Source organism: Actinomadura sp. NAK00032 (genome assembly GCF_013364275.1).
Lineage (GTDB): Bacteria > Actinomycetota > Actinomycetes > Streptosporangiales > Streptosporangiaceae > Spirillospora.
This window is the reverse complement of sequence record NZ_CP054932.1, coordinates 4,429,252-4,449,415: the sequence shown is the minus strand read 5'-3', so window position 1 is coordinate 4,449,415 and position 20,164 is coordinate 4,429,252. Positions and strand designations below refer to the sequence as shown.

Genomic DNA, 20,164 nt, shown 5'->3' with positions numbered 1-20,164 from the left:
GGTCACGCGGGCCCCGTCGCGGCGAGGATCTCGGCCAGGTGCATGGTCCGCACGCCGGCGCGCAGCCGCGACAGCGCGCCACCGATGTGGGCGAGGCAGGAGTCGTCGACCGCGCACACCACGTCCGCGCCGGTGCCGCGGACGTGCCGGACCTTGTCGGCGACCATCGCGACCGACACGTCCGCGTTCTTCATCGCGAACGCGCCGCCGAACCCGCAGCACTCCTCCGCGGCCGGTAACCCGACCAGGTCCAGGCCCTTCACCGCGCGCAGCAGCCGCAGCGGCCGGTCGCCGACCTCCAGCGACCGCAGCGACCGGCACGACGGGTGGTAGACGACCCGGTGCGGGAAGTAGGCGCCGACGTCGGTGACGCCGAGCACGTCGACGAGGAACTCGGTCAGCTCGTAGACGGCCAGGCCCTCGGCGGCACGGGCGAGCCCCGGGTCGCGGGCCGCCCGCGCGATCCGCGGGTAGTCGGCCCGGACGGCGGCCGCGCAGGACGCCGACGGCGCCACCACGACGTCCCCGCCCTCGAACGCGGCCACGTACGCGCGCGCGAGGTCGGCGGCCTCCCGGTGGTAGCCGGCCGCCCAGTGGACCTGCCCGCAGCAGGTCTGCCCGGGCGGGAATACCACCTCATGCCCCAGGCGTTCCAAAAGGACGGTCACGGCCCTGCCCGTATCAGGGAAAAGCGCGTCGTCGAAGCACGCGACGGACAACGCGACCCGCATCGGCCTCACTCCCCCCAACGCCCTCAGGGCGTTCCCCGCCGACATCGTAGGGGTTTCGCTCCCGGCGGCGTGTCGTTCTTCGTCCGTTATCGCGCGGGAGAGACGCTATGCCTGACACCTCGGAGTGAGGGTGATCACACCCGACCGGTACTCCGGTACCAAAGGACAACCGTCCCAACGGGCTATAGCCGGTCCGGGCGAACCACTCCACACTGGGGTGCGTCAATAAAGGAAAGCACCACCACCGACCAGTAGTTGAGACCGGAGGCACACGATGTGCCCGCACCAGCCGCCCTGTCCCTCGCACAACGCACCCGACCGCGATGCCGCCCGCACGCTGGCCGCGCACCCCGAGCAGGGGTGGAGCCTGCTGTGCAACGGCGTCGTGCTCTTCGAGGACACCGGTGAGCTGCTGCCCGACGGGGAAGTCATCGCACCGCACCGGCCGACGGACCTGCAGGCGCCGTCGGCCGCTTGACCGGTCTCCACGGGGGACTAGTCCAAGCGGGTGATCATTCTCGGGGCAGCACCCACCCGCCCTCGCCCTCCGGGCCCGCACCGGGCCCGGACAGAGCCGTCACTTCCGGCCCGTCCGCACCGGACGGGCCGTTCGCGTGTCCGGCACCGGTCACCGCGACGCCCACTTGCGCAGCCACGGCTCGACCGCCCGGCCGACCGCCGCGGGGTCCTTGTTCAGGTCGTGCCGCTCCCCCGCCAGGACGACGACGTGCGCCGCGTCGGCCGCGTCCGGCACGCCGAACGGGTCGCGGTCGCCGTTGACGACGAGCACCTCCACCCCGGCCGCGCGCAGCTCGTCCACCCGCGTCTTCTCCGGCCTGCCGGGCGGGTGCAGCGGGAACGCCAGCGCCACCACGCCGGCCGCCCCGGCCGCCGGCGCCGTCCGGCACGCCACCCGCGCGCCGTTGCTGCGGCCGCCCTGCACGAGCGGGACGCCCGCGAACCGCTCCCGCAGCGGCCCGACGATCTCCAGCCACGCCGCGTCCTGCTTGGCGGGCGCGCCGGGCGCGCGGCGGCCCGCGAACCGGAACGGCTGCGTCACCCGCGCGACGGCGCCGCCGAGCCCGAGCGCGGCCTCCCGGACGGCGAGCAGGTCGGGGGCGTCCACGCTCCCGTTGGACCCGTGCGTCAGGACCAGCAGGAACGCGGGGCCGTCCACCTCGTCCAGCACCACCTCGCCGGGCCCGTGCGCCGTCGTGACCTCCATGCGACCACCGTAACGGCCGCCCTGGACGATCTCTGCGGCAGACTGGGCGGATGGAGAAGATGACAGACGGTGAATGGCGCGCGTTCGTGAGCGAGGGCACCCGCACCGGCAAGGCCGGCGTCATCCGCAAGGACGGGACGCCGCACGTCACGCCGATCTGGTTCGTCCTCGACGGCGACGACCTGCTGTTCAACACGAGCCGGCACAGCGTCAAGGGCCGCGCGCTGGCCCGCGACCCGCGCCTGTCGGTCTGCGTGGACGACCAGACCCCGCCGTTCTCGTACGTGCAGCTCCAGGCCGAGGCCGCCCTCGTCGAGGACCTGGACGAGATGCGCCACTGGGCCACCCTCATCGGCGGCCGATACATGGGCGCCGGGCGCGGCGCCGAGTTCGGGGCGCGCAACGCCGTCCCCACCGAGTACCTCGTCCGCGCCCGCATCACCAAGGTGGTCGCCGAGCGCGCCATCGCGGATTGACCGTTCCGCCGGTCGCCGCCTAGCCGTCCGGCCACTCCGGGACGGGCGCGCCCGTCGCCAGGCGGAGCCGCTCGGCGAAGCTCTCGTGCAGCAGCGGCCCCCACGGGTAGCCGTCGGGCACCCGGACCGCCCCGCCGAGCACCGCGTGCGCCTCGTCGCCCCGGCGCTCGGCGTACCGGACGGCCAGCAGCGCGTACATGTGGTCGAGGGCGCCGAACGCCTCCCCGGCGAGCGCCGGGAGCGTGCCCTCCGACACGGCCTGCTCGACGACCGGCTCCCACCACAGGTCGGCGCCGCCGTCGTCCTCGCCGAAGTCGCGGCGCAGCCTGGCGCGCACCTGCGGCGCGGTGCCCGGCTCGGCGAGCCCGCGCCGCCACACCTCGCCGGCCTCGCCGCCGCGCCCGCGCAGCGGCAGCGTCCGCGCCAGCAGCTCGGTGGCCAGCGGCCCGGTCTCCGGGTCGGCGGGCTCGGCCGCCAGCGCCGCGCCGAACGCGCCGATCGCCTGGTCGAGGTAGGAGATGCCGAGCGCGACGGCGAGCCGCGCGTACGCGTACGGGGCGGCCTCGCGGTCGATCAGCCGCAGCCCGGCGGCCAGGGTCTTCTGCGCGCGCGCCGGGTCGCCGCGCTCGAGCAGCCGCTGCGCGAGGTCGTGCGCGGCGAGCGGGCCGTACTCGGCGTCGCCCGTCGCGACCGCGGCCTCCCAGTGCTCGCGCGCCGCGTCGAAGTCGCCGCCGTCGTCGGCGATCCGGGCCAGCGCCAGGTGCGCGGGCGGGAGGTAGGCGGGGTTGCCGAAGCCGACCACGGCGCGCCAGGCGGGCGCGGCCCGCTCCGGCTCACCCGCCCGCTCATGGGTGAGCGCCAGGTGGTAGGCGGCGCGCGGCCCGTACTCGGGGTCGCCGGTGGCGATCGCGACGCCGTCGGCCTCCCGGGCCCGCTCCACCTCGCCGGCGTCGTCGAGGACGACGGCGAGCCCGAGCGCGGCCTGCGCCCGCACCGGCGTCTCGCCCATGGCGAGCACCTTCTCGAACAGCAGCGCCGCCCGCCCGGCCGCGCCGCCCTCGGCCAGGCCGCGGGCCTCCTCGCACATCCGCGCCGGGTCGGCCGTCTCGTCCGGCAACTCGCTCATCGGCCCCTGCCCTCTGGGGTTCGTGGAAGTCCGCACAGAGACTAGCGACCCGGCGCCCCCGCGTCCCGCGACGACACCCCGAAACCCCCACCAAGATCACATATCCGTCCCGGCGGGGGCTCGGTCCCCGGGGGCTCGTCCTCGAACGCTCAGTCCTCGAACGCCTCGGGGGGCGGGCAGGAGCAGACGAGGTTGCGGTCGCCGTAGGCCTGGTCGATGCGGCGGACGGGCGGCCAGTACTTGCCCTCCCGCACCGACGGGACGGGGTAGGCGGCCTCCTCGCGGGTGTAGGCGTGCTTCCAGTCGTCGGAGACCAGGCAGGCGGCGGTGTGCGGGGCGTTCTTCAGCGGGTTGTCCTCGCGGTCGTAGCCGCCGTCGGCGACCCGCCGGATCTCCCGGCGGATCTCGATCATCGCGTCGCAGAACCGGTCGAGCTCGGCGAGGTCCTCGGACTCGGTCGGCTCGATCATCAGCGTCCCGGCCACCGGGAACGACAGGGTGGGCGCGTGGAAGCCGTAGTCGATGAGCCGCTTGGCGACGTCCTCGGCGGTGATCCCGGTCTCCTTGGTGATCTTGCGGAGGTCGGCGATGCACTCGTGCGCGACGAGCCCGTCGCGGCCGGTGTAGAGGATCGGGTAGTGCGGGGCGAGCCGGGCGGCGAGGTAGTTCGCACCGATGATCGCGCCCTCGGTGGCGGCGCGCAGCCCGTCCGGGCCCATCATCGCGATGTAGGCCCAGGAGATCGGCAGGATGCCCGCCGAGCCCCACGGGGCCGCGGAGATCGGGCCGACGCCGCTGTCCGGACCGTCCTCCAGCCCCCGCCCTCCGCCATCCAACGGACTCGCTCCGCTCGTCGCTCCACTGTCCCCCCGCAGCGGGTGGTTGGGCAGGAACGGGGCGAGGTGCGCGCGGACGCCGACCGGGCCGACGCCCGGGCCGCCGCCGCCGTGCGGGATGCAGAACGTCTTGTGCAGGTTCAGGTGGGAGACGTCCGAGCCGAACTCGCCGGGGCGGGCGAGGCCGACCAGGGCGTTGAGGTTGGCGCCGTCGACGTAGACCTGGCCGCCGGCCGCGTGCACGGCCGCGCACACCTCGGTGATCGTCTCCTCGAAGACGCCGTGCGTGGACGGGTACGTCACCATGATCGCGGCGAGCCGCTCACCGTGCGCCTCGATCTTGGCGTGCAGGTCGTCGAGGGCGACGTTGCCGCCCTCGTCGCACCTGACGACGACGACGCGCATCCCCGCCATGACGGCGCTGGCGGCGTTGGTGCCGTGCGCGGACGAGGGGATCAGGCAGACGTCGCGGTGCTCCTCGCCGCGGGAGGCGTGGTAGCCGCGGATCGCCAGCAGGCCCGCCAGCTCGCCCTGGGAGCCGGCGTTCGGCTGCACCGACACCTTCGCGTACCCGGTGATCTCGGCGAGCGCGTCCTCCAGCTCGCCGATCAGCTCCAGGTGGCCGGCGGCCTGGTCGACCGGCGCGAACGGGTGGATGTCGGCGAACTCCGGCCAGGTGACCGGCTCCATCTCGGTCGTGGCGTTCAGCTTCATCGTGCAGGAGCCGAGGGGGATCATGGAGCGGTCGAGCGCGATGTCCTTGTCCTGGAGGCGGCGCAGGTAGCGCAGCATCGCCGTCTCGGAGCGGTGCGCGTGGAACACCGGGTGGGTGAGGTAGGGGCTCTCCCGGCGCAGCGTGTCCGGGATCGCCTCGGCGGCGTCGCCGGCGGGGGCCGCGCCGAACGCCTCCAGGACGGCGGTGACGTGCTCGGGGAGCGTCGTCTCGTCGCAGGCGATCCCGACGCGGTCGGGGCCGTCGGGCCGCAGGTTGACGCCGCGCTCGCGGGCGGCGGCGACGACCTCGGCGGCGCGGCCCGGCACCCGGGCGAGGACGGTGTCGAAGAAGGAGCCGTGCACGACCTCGACGCCGGCGGCCCGCAGCCCGGCGGCGATCTCGGCGGCGCGGCGGTGGGCGCGCTGGGCGATCGCCGCCAGCCCCTCGGGGCCGTGGTAGACCGCGTACATGCTCGCCATCACGGCGAGCAGGACCTGGGCGGTGCAGATGTTGCTGGTCGCCTTCTCCCGGCGGATGTGCTGCTCGCGGGTCTGCAGCGCCAGCCGGTAGGCGAGCGCGCCGTCCGCGTCGACGGACACGCCGACCAGGCGCCCGGGGAGCTGGCGCTGGAGGCCCTCGCCGACCGCCATGTAGCCGGCGTGCGGCCCGCCGAACCCGTAGGGGACGCCGAACCGCTGCGACGACCCGACCGCGATGTCGGCGCCGGACTCCCCCGGCGGGCGCAGCAGCGTCAGCGCGAGCAGGTCGGCGGCCACGACGGCCTTGGCGCCGCGCTCGTGCGCCTGCGCGATCGCCGGCCCCAGGTCGCGGACGGCGCCGGACGCGCCCGGGTACTGCAGCAGCACACCGAAGAAGTCGCCGTCCGGGAGGCCCCCGGACAGGTCGGCGGTCACCACCTCGATGCCGAGCGGGACGGCGCGCGTCCGGACGACCTCGATCGTCTGCGGCAGCGCGTCGGCGTCCACGAGGAACGTCCCCGGGTCCTTGCGCCTGGAGGCGCGGTGCGCGAGGGCCATCGCCTCGGCGGCGGCGGTGCCCTCGTCCAGCATGGAGGCGTTGGCGACGGGCAGGCCGGTCAGGTCGGCGACCACCGTCTGGAAGTTCAGCAGCGCCTCCAGCCGCCCCTGGGAGATCTCCGGCTGGTAGGGCGTGTAGGCGGTGTACCAGCCGGGGTTCTCCAGGACGTTGCGCAGGATCACGCCGGGGACCGTCGTCCCGTGGTAGCCGAGCCCGATCATGGAGGTCAGCACGGTGTTGCGGGACGCCAGCTCGCGGAGCCGGGCCAGCGCGGCGGGCTCGCTCAGCGCGGGCGGCAGGTCCAGCGGGCGGGAGGTGCGGATCGCGGCGGGGACCGCCGCGTCGATCAGCGCCTCGGCGCCGGAGTAGCCGATCGCGGCGAGCATCCGGTCGCGGTCGGCCGGGCCGGGGCCGATGTGCCGGTCGGCGAACGCGGTGCGGGCGTGCTGCGGCGAAGCCACGGGGGCGAAGAACTGCGCGGTCATGGAGAGCCTCCTGGCTGCTGCGGTCGCTCAGGGCCACCGCCGGCGCGCGGGCCGGCGGCCGGTCTCCCCCTCTGTCATCGGCACCTGAGAGCTTCACCCGCGCGGCGGGGTTTCCCCTTCGGTGAGCCGCGTTCCCCGCGCGCGGGGAACGACGCCTGCTTTCCAGAGGTGCCTCGCCCGAGCGGTCCTTTTGCCTGAGAGGTTCCGGGGAGGTTGCCCCTTCGGCGCCCCGCGCTGGCGGCGCGGGGGCTCTCCCGCCCAGGGTCGACGGCATGTCCTGACCGAACCCTACCCAAAGACCGGTCCCGGCCGCCGCCGCGGCCCCCGGCGGGACGCGGCGCCCCACGCGGACACGGGGGACGTCCCCACGGTGCCGGGACGGTACCGGCCGGTACGATGTGCTGACTCACCTGGGACAAGACGGACCTCGGGCCACGGGGGCGGAGATGGGGCTGCGGGGTGCGCACGCGACCGGCCGGGGGGCGTCCCGGCGCTCGACGGCGCGCCGCCGGTTCTGGGACGCTGATCACGATGACGGACGGTCCGGGCGGTAGCGGCGTGACGCAGACCCACGACGGCGCGGCGCGCCCGCGGCCGGACGCGCCCGCCGGGGCGCCCGTCGACGAGCCCGCCCTGCCGGACCGGATCCGCCGGCCGACCGACGCGATCAGGTTCGCGGCGTCGCTGGCCGGGCTGGCGGCGGTGATGCTGCTGGTGTCGATCGCGCAGCAGACCACGCACGGCCTGCAGACCGACATCGCCCAGGGCACCGCGCACGCGCCCCGGCTGCTGCTGACGCTCGCGACGCTGGTATCCAGCTTCGGGGTGCTGGCGGTGCCGATCGCGTTCGCGGTGGAGCGGCTGTTCCACAAGGACGGGACGCGCGTCGCGATCGCGCTGCTGGCCGCCGTGATCGCGTTCGGGATCACGGTGGGGCTGGACGACCTGGTGGTGCGGGCCGCCCCCGGCGGCGTGCTGGACTCGCTGATCTGGGGCGGCACCGAGACCGCGCCCGTGCACACCGACATCGCCCCGGTGATCGCGTTCGCCACCGCCGTCGGGATGGCGGGCCGCGCCCGCTGGCAGGCGGTGACCTGGACCATGATCGGGCTGGCGGCGCTGACCGGGCTCACCGCGACCTACGCGTCCGTCGCCGCGCTCGCCGCCACCTACTTCCTCGGCCGCGCCATCGGCCACGGCACCCTGTACGCCGTCGGCACGCCGAACCCCCGGCCGTCCGGGACGGCGGTGGTCGCGGCGCTGGAGCGGCTCGGGCTGCGGCCGGAGCGGGGCGCGCGGCTGGACGAGCCCGCCGACGACACCGAGGACGGCCGCCGCTACGGCGTCGTCCTCGGCCCGTCCGCCGGCGGCGGGTACGGCGCCCGCGTCCCCGCCGGGCGCGGCGCGCACGGCGACTGGGACCTGGAGGTCCGCGTCCTGGACCGGGACCAGCAGACCGCCGGGCTGCTGTACCGGATCTGGCGGCTGCTGCGGCTGCGCGCCGCGACCAGCGGCCGGACGCTGCGGTCGCTGCGCCGGTCCCTGGAGCAGGAGTCGCTGATGGCGTACGCGGTCGACGCGGCCGGCGTGCGGACCCCGCGGCTGGCCGGCACCTGCGAGGTCGGCACCGAGGCGGCGCTGCTGGCCTACGAGCACGTGCCGGGCCGGCGGCTCGGCGACGTGCCGGACGACGAGGTCACCGACGCGCTGCTCACCGACGTCTGGCGGCAGTTCCGCGCGATGCAGGGCGGCCGGCTCGCGCACCGGCGGCTGGAGGACCGCGCGCTGCTGATCGGCGAGGACGGCCTCGCCTACGTCACCGACCTGCGGGCCGGGGAGACGGCGGCCGGCGACCTGGTGCTGCGCCTGGACCTGGCGCAGCTCCTCACGACCCTCGCGCTGCGGGCCGGCCCCGAGCGGGCGGTGCGGACGGCCGCGTCCGTGCTCGGCGAGGAGGCCCTGGGCGGGGCGGTGCCGCTGCTGCAGCGCGTCGCCCTGTCCCGCACGACCCGCGCCGCGCTGAGGCGCGACCGGGACCTGCTCACCCGCATCCGGGAGCAGATCGTCCGGCTGAAGCCGGAGACCGAGGCGGCCCCGGCCCGGCTGGAGCGCTTCCGGCCGCGGACGATCTTCAGCGTGGTGGCGCTGTCGATCGCCGCCTACATCGTCATCCCGCAGGTGACCAGCCTGGACGTCGGGTACCTGGCGGCCACGGCGAGCTGGCACTGGGTCGCCGCGGCACTCGGCGCGGCGGCGCTGAGCTACGTCGGGGCGGCGCTCATGCTGATGGGGTTCGTCCCGGAGCGGCTGCCGCTCGGCCGGACGGTGCTGGTGCAGCTCGCCGCGTCGTTCGTGAAGCTGGTCGCGCCGGCGGCCGTCGGCGGCGTCGCGGTCAACACCCGCTACCTGCAGCGCTCGGGAGTGCGGCCGGCGCTGGCCGTCGCGAGCGTGGGCGCGTCGCAGCTCGTCGGGCTGGTCGCGCACATCCTGCTGCTGGTGCTGTTCGGGTTCCTCACCGGCTCGACGACCAAGGCGACGCAGGACCTGGCGCCGTCCCGCACGATCGTGATCGCGGTGCTGGTGCTGGGCCTGGTCGCCGGGCTGGCGCTGACCGTCCCGCGCGTCCGGCGGGTGGTGGCCTCGCGGCTGCGGAGCATGTTCTCGGGCGTGGTGCCCCGCCTGGTGGACGTCCTGCAGTCCCCGACGAAGCTGTTCACCGGGATCGGCGGGAGCCTGCTGCTGACGCTGGCGTTCGTCCTGTGCCTGGACGCGTCGATCCGCTCGTTCGGCGGTTCGCTGCCGTGGACGACGGTGGTGCTGGTGTTCCTCACCGCGAACGCGGTCGGATCTGCGGCGCCGACGCCGGGCGGTCTCGGCGCCGTCGAGGGCGCCCTCACCCTGGCGCTGACGATCTCCGGGCTGTCCGCGGAGACCGCGACGTCCGCGGTGCTGCTCTACCGGCTCTTCACGCTGTGGCTGCCCGTGCTGCCGGGCTGGGGGGCGTTCGCCTTCCTCCAGCGCAAGGAGGCGCTCTGAGCGTCAGCCGGTCCGGCGCGCGCGGCGCCGGTTGGCGAGCTCATCGTGGGGGTGCTCGATAGGGTCCGCGGCGGCGCGTTCACCGGGAAGCCGCGCGAGGCTCCCCTCCACCTCCTGCCACACCCGGCCGAGCGCTATGCCGAACACGCCCTGCCCGCCCTGCAGCAGGTCGACGACCTCGTCGGCGGACGTGCACTCGTAGACGCTGACGCCGTCGCTCATCAACGTGATCTGCGCGAGGTCCTGGACGCCGCGGTCCCGCAGATGGGTCACGGCCGTCCGGATCTGCTGCAGTGACACTCCCGTGTCCAGCAGCCGCTTCACGACCTTCAGCACGAGGATGTCGCGGAAGCTGTACAGCCGCTGGCTGCCCGATCCCTGCGCCGCGCGCACGCTCGGCTCCACCAGCTTCGTGCGCGCCCAGTAGTCGAGCTGCCGGTAGGTGATCCCCGCCGCGGCGCACGCCGTCGGGCCCCGGTAGCCGACATCCTCCGGCGGCGCGGACACCTGCGTGTCGAAGAGCAGCCCCTGCTCTCCGGCACGGCGTGACGCCACGTGCCTGTCGGGGGTCGCCTTGCCCTCGCCGCTGCTCACCGCCACGCGGACCTCCGGCTTCTATCATCCCGTGGCGCTTCGTCAAGGGGGTTTGACGAATTACACCACGGGTGTTCCACCAGCACGGTAGGTGCCGGTCAGGGTGTGGTCAACGTTCATCGTCGGCGCGTCGCATGCCCGGATGAACCGGCTTCACGTGGGCAAACTGCGCACCTCCGCCACCCACCGACTCCTACCCCGAAGCACGGCCCCCAAAAACCGCCAGGTCCAGGACGATGCGGCATTTATCACTGCCCTTCACCACACCTACCCGCCCCGCACCAAGCCCCGGCCCACCCCACCCCACGAACCACCAAACAGTGACGCACGGTAATCGACCCACCCCTCAGAAATCCCGCCCAACCCGGTGGGAGACACAACGGTCGGCCCCCTGGGAGACACAACGGCGAGGGCCGCGGGGAGCAGGCTCTGCTTGCGACCACACCCGCCCGACCGGGGCGAGCTAGCCGGCTCGGCCGAAGTCTTCGGGGGAGATCGTGTCGAGGAATTCGCGGAACTTCTCGACCTCGTCCTCCTGCTCGTCGGGGATGGCGACGCCGGCCTCTTCGAGGACGTCCTCGCTGGCGAAGATCGTGGCGCCGGTGCGCAGGGCCAGGGCGATGGAGTCGGACGGGCGGGCGCTGACCTCGACGCCGTTGGAGAAGATCAGGTCGGCGAAGAAGATGCCCTCGCGCAGGGCGGTGATGTTGACGGTGCGGAGCTGGACGCTGAGCGCGTCCAGGACGTCGCGGAACAGGTCGTGGGTGAGCGGCCGCGCGGGCAGCACGCCCTGCTGCGCGAAGGCGATCGCCGTCGCCTCGACCGCCCCGATCCAGATGGGCAGGTAGCGATCGCCCTCCGTCTCCTTCAACAGGACGATCGGCTGATTGGAGGGCATCTCGACCCGGACGCCGACGACCTCCATCTGCTTCACTGCGGCTCCCTGCTGGTTCTCGCTGTCTCGATCACCACGTGCAGCGGATCGATTCCTGACCGAACCATGTAGCCAACGTACACCCAGGCCCGGACAGCTCGTCGCGCCGCGGGTGGGGGAAAATCCTCCGCGGCGCCCATGGTCAGTGGTCGAGGCTTTCGCGCAGACCCGCGCTGACCAGGGCGGCATGGAGCCGGACCGACAGCGCGGCGATCTCGCGGGCGGTCTCGGCGGCCTCCTCGTGGGCGCCGCGGCTGCGGCGGCGCAGCTGCGGCGCGACCATCTGCTCGATCAGGCCGACCTGGCGGTCGGCGGCGGCCTTCACGGCGCGCAGGTGCCGGACCTCGAAGCCGTACTCCTCGAGCTCGGCGGCGACCCGGCAGATGCCGAGGGCCTCGCCCTCGTAGTGGGCGCCGGTGCGGTGGACGAGCCCGTACTCCTCCAGGCGGGCGAGGAGCGCCTCGTCGATGCCGGCGCCGTCGAGGAGCTGGCGGCGGGTGAGGCGGACGGGCGGGTCGGCCGCCGTGGTGTCGGCGGCGACCAGGGTGCGGGGGCGCCGGCCCGGTTCGCGGGCGCCGAGCGCCGGGACGCTCTCGCCGCGGTCGCGGGCCTCCAGATGCCGCCTGATCACGCGCAGCGGCATGTAGTGGTCGCGCTGCGCGGTGAGGACGAAGCGGAGCCGCTCCACGTCGGCGGAGCCGAACTTGCGGTAGCCGGCGGGGCTGCGCTCCGGCTCGACGAGGCCCTCCGACTCCAGGAATCTGATCTTGGAGATGGTGATGTCGGGGAAGTCGGGCCGCAGCAGCCCGAGCACGTCCCCGATCGTCATCTGGGACCGGGCCGGCTCCGCGTTCAACGCCCCTCCCGTCAGCCGTGCGCCGGGTTGGTCAGGAACACCAGCCGGAACTTGCCGATCTGCACCTCGTCGCCGCCGGACAGGCCGGCCTGGTCGATCCGCTGCCGGTTGACGTAGGTGCCGTTGAGGCTGCCCACGTCCCGGACGGAGAAGGTGCCGCCCTGGCGGGCGAACTCGGCGTGCCGCCGGGACACGGTGACGTCGTCCAGGAAGATGTCGCTCTCGGGGTGCCGCCCCGCGGACGTGCGGTCCTTGTCGAGCAGGAAGCGGCTGCCCGCGTTCGGCCCGCGCTTGACGACGAGGAGCGCGGTGCCCGGGGGCAGCGCCTCCATCGCCATCTGGTCGGGGCCGGCCTGCTCCTCGGCGCCGGTGTCGGTGTCCAGCGCCTCGAACCCGCCGATGGAGATCGTGGACGTGGACTCGCCGGGCGACTCGCGGTACGGCGGCGGCGCGGCCGGACTCCGGGTCAGCGGAGTGCCGCAGTTCGAGCAGAAACGGGCATCATCCGGGTTGGCGTGACCGCACTGCGTGCAGTAGACGCTCGGCATCGATCGGCTCGGCCTCCTACCATCGGCGTGCCGCACGCGGACGCCCCGCCGCAGCGGGAGCCGCCTGCGCCACGCGCATCCTTCACCCAACCCATGCCGGGGACCCGCCCCCGACCACGGTCCAACTCACCGCCCGTTCACGCGACGGTCGCCGCAACTTACGCGGCTATCACCCGAGGGGTCAACCGGGGCGGTGAACCGACCGCACCAAACTACATTCGTCGATGATCGCAGGTCTACGCCGCCGCGCGGACCGCCGCCATCGCGACGCTGGATGCGGGCCGCCCGGTCCCCCCGTTCGTTCCCTCTAGGGAGACCGTACCGCGCCGACGGCCACTTTCGCGCGCGGGGTGATCAGGACGGTGGCTCCGGCGCCCCGCAGCGTCCGCACGAGGCCCCCCGGGATGTTGAGCGCGGTGGCCATCGTGTGGGGGTCGCCGATGGCCAGGAACCGGTAGGGGGCGGTCAAAAGCCGCCCGTCGACCCCGACACCGCCCCGGTCGTCCAGGAAGTAGGTGTCGACGCCGACGCGGACGTCGTTGATCTGGACGACCTCGGCGCCGGCGTCGCGCAGCTCCTGCAGCGCGTCCAGCAGGTTGACCGCCCTGACCCGGTGCCCGGGGTCCTGGATCAGCAGCTCGATGCCGGGCCCCTCGGCCGGGAGCGTCCCGGCGAGGATGCCGTAGGCCGTCGCCCGCTCCCGGGCCTCCTCCAGCGCGGTGCCGCCCTCGGCGTCGCGCTCCAGCCGCGCCCTGGTGGCCTCCAGGTCGCCGAGGTCGCTGCGCAGCCGCTCGGACCGCTGTCCCAGATCGGCCAGGATCTCGACGAGCTCGTCCTGCCGCGCGGTGGCGAAGGCGGTGTCCCGGCGCGTCGAGCGGACCTGCGCGACGGCCGCGAAGCCGAGCACGAGGCACAGCAGCCCGGCGGCGAGGCGGCGGGCGCGGGGCCGCAGCGGGCCGCGCGGCGACGCGGTTCCCTTCCGCGGCTCGTCCGGGTGCTCGCCGGTCATGCGCCGAACAGCTTCCGCCGGATGCCGGCCGCGTTGGCGAAGATCCGGATGCCGAGCACGACCACGACGCCGGTGGACAGCTGCGAGCCGACGCCGAGCTGGTCGCCGAGCAGGACGATCAGCGCGGCGATGAGGGTGTTGCCGACGAAGGAGACCACGAAGACCCGCTCGTCGAAGATGCCCTCCAGCCGGGCCCGGACGCCGCCGACCATGGCGTCGAGCGCGGCCACGATCGCGATCGGCAGGTAGGGCTGCAGCCAGAGCGGCACGTCCGGCCGCAGGACGAGGCCGAGCGCCACGCCGATGACGAGCCCGATCAGCGCGATCATCCCCGCCCCCTCCCGCTCACTGGCCGTCCTCCGGGCGGGGGCCGGCGTACCGCGGCCGGACCGTGCCCGCCGCGGGCAGCCGGGCCGCGGACGTGCCGCGGACGCCGTACCGGAGCCCGAACCGCGCGCGGAGCGCGGCGAGCCGCCGGTCGGCGGCCGAGCCCGCGAACGCGTCCCGCAGGCGGTCCGGGTCGCCGAGCGCCGTGACCTCGTAGGGGCCGGTCAGCGGCCGGTAGTCGACCAGGATCGCCTCACCGGCCGAGCGGATCGCGGTGGTCGGCGCGAGCCGCCGGCCGTTGACGCCGATCGCCGCGGCGCCCGCCGCCCAGAGCCCGTTGACCAGCACCTGGAGGTCCTGATCATAGACCCGTCCGGCGTCGGCGGCGGGCCGCCGCGCACCGGGCGCGCCGGGGCCGGGGCGCGGGGCGTCGGCGAGCGTGACCACGATCCCGGCGCCGGCGGCGGGCAGCGCGGCCGCGGCGGCGCCGGCCCGGGCCAGCCGCCGCCGGACGCGGCGCCCCTCGTCGCTGCGGGCGAGCGCGGCCTCGCGGCGCCGCTCGGTGTCGGCCCGGACCCGGTCGAGGCGGCGCTGCAGGGCGTCGGTCTCGGCGGTCCGGGCGCGGATCTCCCCGACCAGCCGGGACCGCCGCTCGGCCGCGCCGGGCTCGCCCTCGCGCACCTGGACGCCGGCGACGGCGATGAGCGTCCCGGCGAGGACGAGCACGAGCAGGACGCCGGTACCGCGCAGCGGGCGCCGCCGGGCGGGGCGGGGGCCGGCGGCGCGGCGGGCCGCGGCCTCGGCGTAGCCGTGGTCGAGGAGCTTGCCGGCGATGAGGTCGGCGAGGAGCGACATGGAGGCGTCGGGGCGCCGCCGGCCGCCGGGGCCGTCCCGTCGTGCGATCACCGCCCCATCATGGCAAGGGACGGCGGGCCGCGGCAGCCGGGTCAGGCGGCGGCGGGCCGGTGGAGGCCGATGTGGACGGCGAGCCCGGCCAGGGCCGAGCCCATCAGGTAGCGCTGGACGCGCCGCCGGCCGGGGCGGCGGGCGAGGAAGTCCGCGATGCCGCCGGCGCCGAGCACGATGAGGCCGTTCACGGTGATCGCGATGGTGATCTGGATGAGGCCGAGCAGCATGATCTGGAGGGCGATGCGCCCGCGCGCGGGGTCGGCGAACTGCGGCAGCAGTGAGACGTACAGGATCGCGATCTTCGGGTTGAGCAGGTTGGTGACGAGGCCCATGGCGAACAGCCGGCGCGGCGGGTCGGCGGGGAGCTCGCGGGGCGCGAACACGGCCGTGCCGCCGGGCCGCACCGCCTGCCAGGCGAGCCACAGCAGGTAGGCGGCCCCGCCGAGCTTGATCGCCGTGTAGAGGGCGGGGACGAGCGCGAAGACGGCGGTGAGCCCGGCGGTGGCGGCGGCGACGTAGAGCAGGAAGCCGGCCGCGACGCCGCCGAGCGAGACGAGCCCGGCGCGGCGGCCCTGCGTCACCGTCCGCGACACCAGGTAGATCATGTTCGGCCCGGGGGTCAGCACGAGCCCGAGGGCGAAGGCGGCGACGGCCGCGGCGGCGGTGAGCGAGATCATTGCACCGATACTAGATCCGGGCATTACTCAGTACAATAAGAGGAATTGATCTCGGTGCAATGTAAGGGAGAGGCCGTGGAGGACTTCCGCCGGGTCGCCGACGAGGTGGCCGCCGACATCACGGCGGGGCGGCTGCGGCCGGGCGACCGGCTGCCCCCGCAGCGGGCGTTCGCCCGGCGGCGCGGCATCGCGGCCTCCACGGCGGGCCGCGTCTACCGGGAGCTCGGGCGGCGCGGCCTCGTGGTCGGGGAGGTCGGGCGCGGCACGTTCGTGCGCGCCGCGCCGCGGCCGGCCGACCCGGCGCTGGCCGAGCCGGCGGGCGCCCGCATCGACCTGGAGCTGAACTACCCGCTGGTGCCCGAGCAGGGCCCGCTGCTCGCCGCCGGGCTGGAGCGGCTCACGCGCCGGGACGTCGCGGCCGGGGCGCTCGGCCCGGTCGGCGTCGCGGGGACCGCCGCCGCCCGGGAGGCCGCCGCCGCGCTGCTCGCGGCGCCCGGCCTGCGCCCCGACCCGTCCCGCGTCCTGTTCGCCGGGAGCGGGCGGCAGGCGGTCGCGGGGGCCGTGGCGGCGCTCGTCCCGCCCGGCGGGCGGATGGCCGTGGAGGCGCTGACGTACCCGGTGGTCAAGGGCATCGCGGCCCGGCTCGGCGTCACGCTCGTCCCGGTCGCGGCCGACGAGCACGGGCTGCGGCCCGACGCGCTCGCCGCCGCGCACCGCGCCGCGCCGGTCGGCGCGCTCTACGTCCAGCCGACCCTGCACAACCCGTGCGGGACGACGATGCCCGCGCACCGCCGCGCCGAGCTCGCCGCCGTCCTGGAGCGGCTCGGCCTCCCCGCGGTCGAGGACCGCGTCTGGGCGTTCCTCGACGCGGACGCGCCGGAGCCGCTGGCGGCGCTGGCGCCGGAACGCACCGTGCTGGTCGACAGCCTGTCCAAGCGCCTCGCACCCGGCCTCAGCGTCGGTTTCGCCGTGCCGCCCGCCCCGCTGGCCGGACGGGTCGCGGCGGCGCTGCGGTCGGGCGCGTGGGGGCCGGCGCGGTTCGCGCTGGAGGCGGCGACCGGCTGGATCACCGACGGGACGGTCGCGGCGGTGACCCGCGCCAAGCGCGCGGACGCCGCGGCCCGCGCCGCGCTCGCCGCCGAGCGGCTCGCGGACGCCGCCCCCGCCGGGCCGCCCGCCTACTTCCGCTGGTGGGACCTGCCGCCGCGGTGGCGGGCGGAGACGTTCGTGGCGGCGGCCGCGCGGCGCGGGATCGCCGTCACCCCGGCCGCGGCCTTCGTCGTGGGGACGGGCGCGGCGCCCCGCGCGGTGCGCGTCGGCCTGGCGTCGCCGCCCCTGGAGACCCTGGCGCGCGCGCTGGACGTCCTGGCCGAGATCGCCGCCGGGAGCCCCGACGACACGCCCGTCGACTGACCCGCCCCCAGGAGCGCGCCGTCAGGAGCCGGCGCGTTCGACGACCGCGGCCCATTCCTCCAGGAGCGCCTGGGCGGCGTCCGCGTCGGGGCCCTCGGCCCACAGGTGGGTGACCGCCTCCGCCGGGTCGGGCAGGACGAGCACCCAGCGGCCGTCGTCCTCGACCACGCGGACGCCGTCGGTGGTGTCGATCGCGCGGTCGCCGGCGGCCTCCACGACGTGCCGCATCACGCTGCCCTTGGCCGCCCACGGGGTCGGGACGGAGCGGCGCAGCAGGTGCGCGCCGGGGATGCGGCGGTCGATCTGGGACAGCGTCAGCCGCGTCCGGGCGACGAGCCCGACGAGGCGGACGAACGCCGCGATCCCGTCGACCGTGCCGCTGAACTCGGGCATCAGGAAGCCGCCCCGGCCGTCCCCCGCGAAGATCACGCTGGGCTGCGCGGCGGCCTTGGTGAGGACGTCCTGGGACGTGGACGTCCACTCGACCTGCACGCCGTGGAACCGGCAGACCTGCTCGGCGACCCGCGTCGTGGTCACCGGCAGCGCCACCCGGCCGCCGCGCCGCTCGGCCGCGACCAGGTCGAGCATCACCAGCAGGGCCCGGTCGTCGCCGACCAGCTCGCCGTTCTCGTCCACCAGCGAGATCCGCTCCCCCACCGGGTCGAACCGGACGCCGAACGCGGCCCGCGACGAGGACACCAGCTCGCCGAGCCGCTCCAGGTCGCGCATCCGCTCGGCGAGCGTCTCGGTCGGGTTCGCCTCGTCCAGCCCGGCGTTGCGGGTGAGGACCTCCACGCCGACCTTGCCGAGCAGGTTCGGCAGGACGAGCGAGGCGACGCCGCCCGCGCAGTCCAGGACGATCTTCAGCCCGGCCTCGCGGACGCCGCGGATGTCGACGCGGCGCAGCAGGTCGCGGGTGTAGGTCTCCACGACGCGCGGCGGGTAGGTGAGCTCGGCGATCTCGCCGGGGAACGCGCGGCGGTACTCCTGGCGGCCGAAGACGCGCTCCAGCTTGCGCTGCGCCGCCTGGGACAGGTCGGCGCCGCCCGCGTCCAGGAACAGGATGTCGACGCCCTGCGGGTCGCCGAGGGTGGTGCGGATGTAGATGCCGCCGACGGCGTCCTCGCGGCCGGTCTCGAACCGGGCGACGGTCAGCGGCGTCGCCTCCAGGTCGTTGACGTTGATGGCGCCGGCGGTCAGCGCGCTGTTGACGGCGCGCTTGAGGGTGCGGGCGGCGCGGGAGACGTCGCGCCCGGTGACGACCGTGGTGCCCTTCTTGAGCGTGGTCGCGTAGGCGCTGGCGAGCCGCACCGCCAGCTCGGGCGTGATCTCCACGTTGACGAGCCCGGACACGCCGCGCGGCCCGAACAGGTTGCGCTGCCCGCGCGACTCCCAGATCACGCTGGTGTTGACGACGGCGCCGGCCTCGATGGTCTTGAACGGGTAGACCTTCACGCCGCTGGAGACGTACGCCTCGGCCTCGATGACGCACTCGTCGCCGATGACCGCGCCCTCCTCGACGCGGGCGCCGGCCATGATGTCGGTGTTCTTGCCGACGACGCAGCCGCGCAGGTTCGTCGACGGCGCGACGAACACGTTGTCGTGGACGACGGCCCGGTGCAGGAACGCGCCCTCCTTCACCACGACATTGCTGCCGAGCACGGTGTACTCGCGCAGTTCGACGCCGGCCTCGACCTTGGCGTAGTCGCCGATGTAGAGCGGGCCCTTGAGGACGGCCTCGGCGTCCACCTCGGCGCCTTCGGCCACCCACACGCCCGGGGACATCTCGAAGCCGTCCAGCTCGATGCCGACCTGGCCCGACAGCATGTCGGCCTGGGCCTTGAGGTAGCTCTCGTGGGTGCCGACGTCCTCCCAGTAGCAGTCGGCCACGTACCCGAACAGCCGGGCGCCCTCGGCGAGGAGCTCGGGGAACACGTCCCCGGACCAGTCGACGGACTCGCCCTCCGCGACGTGTTCGAGGACCTCCGGCTCCATCACGTAGATGCCGGTGTTGACGGTGTCGGAGAACACCTGGCCCCAGGTGGGCTTCTCCAGGAACCGCTGGACCCGGCCCTCGTCGTCGACGATGATGATGCCGAACTCGAGGGGGTTGGGGACCCGCTTCAGGCCGATCGTGACGAGCGCGTCGTTCTCCTTGTGGAACCGCACCATGTCGGTGAGGTCGATGTCGGTGAGCGCGTCCCCGGAGATGACGAGGAACCGGTCGTCGCGCAGCGCCTCCTCGGCGTTCTTGACGCTGCCGGCGGTGCCGAGCGGGATCTCCTCCGTGGCGTAGCTCAGCGACATGCCGAGCTCCTCGCCGTCGCCGAAGTAGTTGCGGATCAGCGCGGCCAGGAACTGCACGGTGACGACGGTCTCGCTGAACCCGTGCCGCTTCAGCAGCCGGAGCACGTGCTCCATGATCGGCCGGTTGACGAGCGGCAGCAGCGGCTTGGGCTGGTTGGCGGTCATCGGACGCAGCCGCGTCCCCTCGCCTCCCGCCATCACGACGGCCTTCATCGGGGGGTCTCAGCTCCCTTCTGGTCGCCGGCCGCCGGTTCCGCCCCCGGACCGGCCCCGCCCGGCGCGGGGCCCGGCCCCGGCTCCGCTCCGGAGGCCGGGGGCGCGGCGCGGCCGGCCAGCACCAGTTGCCGCGTCTGCGCCCAGTAGAGGACGGCGGCCCACCAGTACAGGCCCGTCCCCCAGATGGCGAAGGACCATCCGGCGACCTTCGCCGCCGTCCCCGCGCCGCCGTCGTGGTCGCCGAGCAGCAGCAGCGGGAACGCGTACAGCAGGCACATGGTGCCCGCCTTGCCGATGAAGTGGACGGGCAGCGTGCCGCCGTACCCGAGCCGCCGGATGATCGGCGCGATCGGCAGGATCGCGAACTCCCGCGCGACCAGCGCGACCACCAGCCACAGCGGGATGATGTCGCGGATCGTGAGCCCGACGAGCGTGGCCAGGATGTAGAGCCGGTCGGCGGCGGGGTCGAGCACCATCCCGAGCCTGCTCGTCTGGTTCAGCGCCCGCGCCAGCTTGCCGTCCAGCCAGTCGGACAGGCCGGCGAACACCAGCACGCCGAGCGCCCACCAGTCCGCCTCGACGAGGACGAGCCACAGGAACAGCGGGACGCCCACCAGCCGTGCCATGCTGAGGACGTTGGGCACCGTGAATATCCGGTCCTGCGGGGCCTCTCGCAGTGTGCTCACCGACGCGTTCGCCTCCCCTG

Annotated in this window: 18 protein-coding genes and 1 riboswitch; of the genes, 4 read left to right on the top strand and 14 right to left on the bottom strand. The window is 74.9% G+C overall.

The annotated features are described in order from the left end of the window. Nucleotides 1–2 precede the first annotated feature (2 nt). The gene (locus HUT06_RS20640) at nt 3–731 is read right to left on the bottom strand and encodes a (Fe-S)-binding protein (RefSeq protein ID WP_176197235.1); all 729 of its coding nucleotides are present in this window, start codon (nt 729–731) and stop codon (nt 3–5) included. 274 nt (nt 732–1,005) lie between these two features. Here HUT06_RS20640 and HUT06_RS20635 point away from each other — a divergent pair, with 274 nt between their 5' ends. After that, nucleotides 1,006–1,209, top strand: a complete 204-nt coding sequence (locus tag HUT06_RS20635) for a DUF5999 family protein (RefSeq protein ID WP_176197234.1) — start codon at nt 1,006–1,008, stop codon at nt 1,207–1,209. A gap of 150 nt (nt 1,210–1,359) precedes the next feature. Here HUT06_RS20635 and HUT06_RS20630 read toward each other — a convergent pair whose 3' ends face one another. After that, nucleotides 1,360–1,956, bottom strand: a complete 597-nt coding sequence (locus tag HUT06_RS20630; protein WP_176197233.1) for an alpha/beta family hydrolase — start codon at nt 1,954–1,956, stop codon at nt 1,360–1,362. 50 nt (nt 1,957–2,006) lie between these two features. On the opposite strand from HUT06_RS20630, the gene HUT06_RS20625 reads away from it, so the two are divergent. After that, complete coding sequence (locus HUT06_RS20625) at nt 2,007–2,432, top strand: PPOX class F420-dependent oxidoreductase (RefSeq protein ID WP_176197232.1); 426 nt, start codon at nt 2,007–2,009, stop codon at nt 2,430–2,432. 19 nt (nt 2,433–2,451) lie between these two features. Here the strand turns inward: HUT06_RS20625 and HUT06_RS20620 are convergent, their stop codons facing one another. Together HUT06_RS20620 and gcvP are read right to left on the bottom strand one after the other, a co-directional pair. Further along, entirely contained in the window at nt 2,452–3,558 is a 1,107-nt protein-coding gene (locus tag HUT06_RS20620; protein WP_176197231.1) for a lipopolysaccharide assembly protein LapB, read from the bottom strand. Nucleotides 3,559–3,707: 149 nt separating this feature from the next. Beyond that, a complete protein-coding gene (gene gcvP / locus HUT06_RS20615) occupies nt 3,708–6,632 on the bottom strand; it encodes an aminomethyl-transferring glycine dehydrogenase (RefSeq protein ID WP_176197230.1) in 2,925 nt (974 codons plus the stop codon). A gap of 172 nt (nt 6,633–6,804) precedes the next feature. Then, a riboswitch (glycine riboswitch) is annotated at nt 6,805–6,899 on the bottom strand. Nucleotides 6,900–7,163: 264 nt separating this feature from the next. On the opposite strand from gcvP, the gene HUT06_RS20610 reads away from it, so the two are divergent. Beyond that, on the top strand, nt 7,164–9,668 hold the full coding sequence (locus HUT06_RS20610) for a lysylphosphatidylglycerol synthase transmembrane domain-containing protein (protein WP_176197229.1): 2,505 nt from the start codon (nt 7,164–7,166) through the stop codon (nt 9,666–9,668). A 3-nt stretch (nt 9,669–9,671) separates the two neighbouring features. Here HUT06_RS20610 and HUT06_RS20605 read toward each other — a convergent pair whose 3' ends face one another. The 8 genes from HUT06_RS20605 to HUT06_RS20570 form a co-directional block, all read right to left on the bottom strand. Next, a complete protein-coding gene (locus tag HUT06_RS20605; protein ID WP_176197228.1) occupies nt 9,672–10,268 on the bottom strand; it encodes a MerR family transcriptional regulator in 597 nt (198 codons plus the stop codon). Nucleotides 10,269–10,725: 457 nt separating this feature from the next. After that, complete coding sequence (locus HUT06_RS20600; protein WP_067468341.1) at nt 10,726–11,196, bottom strand: bifunctional nuclease family protein; 471 nt, start codon at nt 11,194–11,196, stop codon at nt 10,726–10,728. Nucleotides 11,197–11,338: 142 nt separating this feature from the next. After that, nucleotides 11,339–12,052, bottom strand: a complete 714-nt coding sequence (locus HUT06_RS20595; RefSeq protein WP_217711361.1) for a MerR family transcriptional regulator — start codon at nt 12,050–12,052, stop codon at nt 11,339–11,341. Nucleotides 12,053–12,063: 11 nt separating this feature from the next. Next, entirely contained in the window at nt 12,064–12,600 is a 537-nt protein-coding gene (locus tag HUT06_RS20590) for an FHA domain-containing protein (protein WP_089326827.1), read from the bottom strand. A 307-nt stretch (nt 12,601–12,907) separates the two neighbouring features. Continuing rightward, a complete protein-coding gene (locus tag HUT06_RS20585) occupies nt 12,908–13,609 on the bottom strand; it encodes a DUF881 domain-containing protein (protein WP_176197227.1) in 702 nt (233 codons plus the stop codon). Continuing rightward, the gene (locus HUT06_RS20580) at nt 13,606–13,938 is read right to left on the bottom strand and encodes a small basic family protein (protein WP_176197226.1); all 333 of its coding nucleotides are present in this window, start codon (nt 13,936–13,938) and stop codon (nt 13,606–13,608) included. The genes HUT06_RS20585 and HUT06_RS20580 overlap by 4 nt, the downstream gene beginning before the upstream one ends. Before the next feature lie 16 nt (nt 13,939–13,954). After that, on the bottom strand, nt 13,955–14,842 hold the full coding sequence (locus HUT06_RS20575) for a DUF881 domain-containing protein (RefSeq protein WP_176197225.1): 888 nt from the start codon (nt 14,840–14,842) through the stop codon (nt 13,955–13,957). A 41-nt stretch (nt 14,843–14,883) separates the two neighbouring features. Then, on the bottom strand, nt 14,884–15,522 hold the full coding sequence (locus tag HUT06_RS20570) for a LysE family translocator (RefSeq protein ID WP_176197224.1): 639 nt from the start codon (nt 15,520–15,522) through the stop codon (nt 14,884–14,886). Nucleotides 15,523–15,597: 75 nt separating this feature from the next. Here HUT06_RS20570 and HUT06_RS20565 point away from each other — a divergent pair, with 75 nt between their 5' ends. After that, nucleotides 15,598–16,935, top strand: a complete 1,338-nt coding sequence (locus HUT06_RS20565; RefSeq protein WP_176197223.1) for a PLP-dependent aminotransferase family protein — start codon at nt 15,598–15,600, stop codon at nt 16,933–16,935. Nucleotides 16,936–16,956: 21 nt separating this feature from the next. Here HUT06_RS20565 and HUT06_RS20560 read toward each other — a convergent pair whose 3' ends face one another. Further along, complete coding sequence (locus HUT06_RS20560) at nt 16,957–19,455, bottom strand: mannose-1-phosphate guanyltransferase (protein WP_176197222.1); 2,499 nt, start codon at nt 19,453–19,455, stop codon at nt 16,957–16,959. Beyond that, nucleotides 19,452–20,144 carry a CDP-alcohol phosphatidyltransferase family protein gene (locus HUT06_RS20555; RefSeq protein WP_302931817.1) on the bottom strand — a complete coding sequence of 231 codons (693 nt, stop codon included), beginning with the start codon at nt 20,142–20,144 and terminating at the stop codon, nt 19,452–19,454. The genes HUT06_RS20560 and HUT06_RS20555 overlap by 4 nt, the downstream gene beginning before the upstream one ends. Nucleotides 20,145–20,164 lie beyond the last annotated feature (20 nt).

Bases quoted from the DNA above. Each gene is read 5' to 3' on its own strand.
- HUT06_RS20580 (WP_176197226.1), bottom strand. From the start codon at position 13,938: ATGATCGCGCTGATCGGGCTCGTCATCGGCGTGGCGCTCGGCCTCGTC.
- HUT06_RS20560 (WP_176197222.1), bottom strand. From the start codon at position 19,455: ATGAAGGCCGTCGTGATGGCGGGAGGCGAGGGGACGCGGCTGCGTCCG.
- HUT06_RS20620 (WP_176197231.1), bottom strand. From the start codon at position 3,558: ATGAGCGAGTTGCCGGACGAGACGGCCGACCCGGCGCGGATGTGCGAG.
- HUT06_RS20610 (WP_176197229.1), top strand. From the start codon at position 7,164: ATGACGGACGGTCCGGGCGGTAGCGGCGTGACGCAGACCCACGACGGC.
- HUT06_RS20590 (WP_089326827.1), bottom strand. From the start codon at position 12,600: ATGCCGAGCGTCTACTGCACGCAGTGCGGTCACGCCAACCCGGATGAT.
- HUT06_RS20585 (WP_176197227.1), bottom strand. From the start codon at position 13,609: ATGACCGGCGAGCACCCGGACGAGCCGCGGAAGGGAACCGCGTCGCCG.
- HUT06_RS20640 (WP_176197235.1), bottom strand. From the start codon at position 731: ATGCGGGTCGCGTTGTCCGTCGCGTGCTTCGACGACGCGCTTTTCCCT.
- HUT06_RS20630 (WP_176197233.1), bottom strand. From the start codon at position 1,956: ATGGAGGTCACGACGGCGCACGGGCCCGGCGAGGTGGTGCTGGACGAG.
- HUT06_RS20625 (WP_176197232.1), top strand. From the start codon at position 2,007: ATGGAGAAGATGACAGACGGTGAATGGCGCGCGTTCGTGAGCGAGGGC.
- HUT06_RS20570 (WP_176197224.1), bottom strand. From the start codon at position 15,522: ATGATCTCGCTCACCGCCGCCGCGGCCGTCGCCGCCTTCGCCCTCGGG.
- HUT06_RS20635 (WP_176197234.1), top strand. From the start codon at position 1,006: ATGTGCCCGCACCAGCCGCCCTGTCCCTCGCACAACGCACCCGACCGC.
- gcvP (WP_176197230.1), bottom strand. From the start codon at position 6,632: ATGACCGCGCAGTTCTTCGCCCCCGTGGCTTCGCCGCAGCACGCCCGC.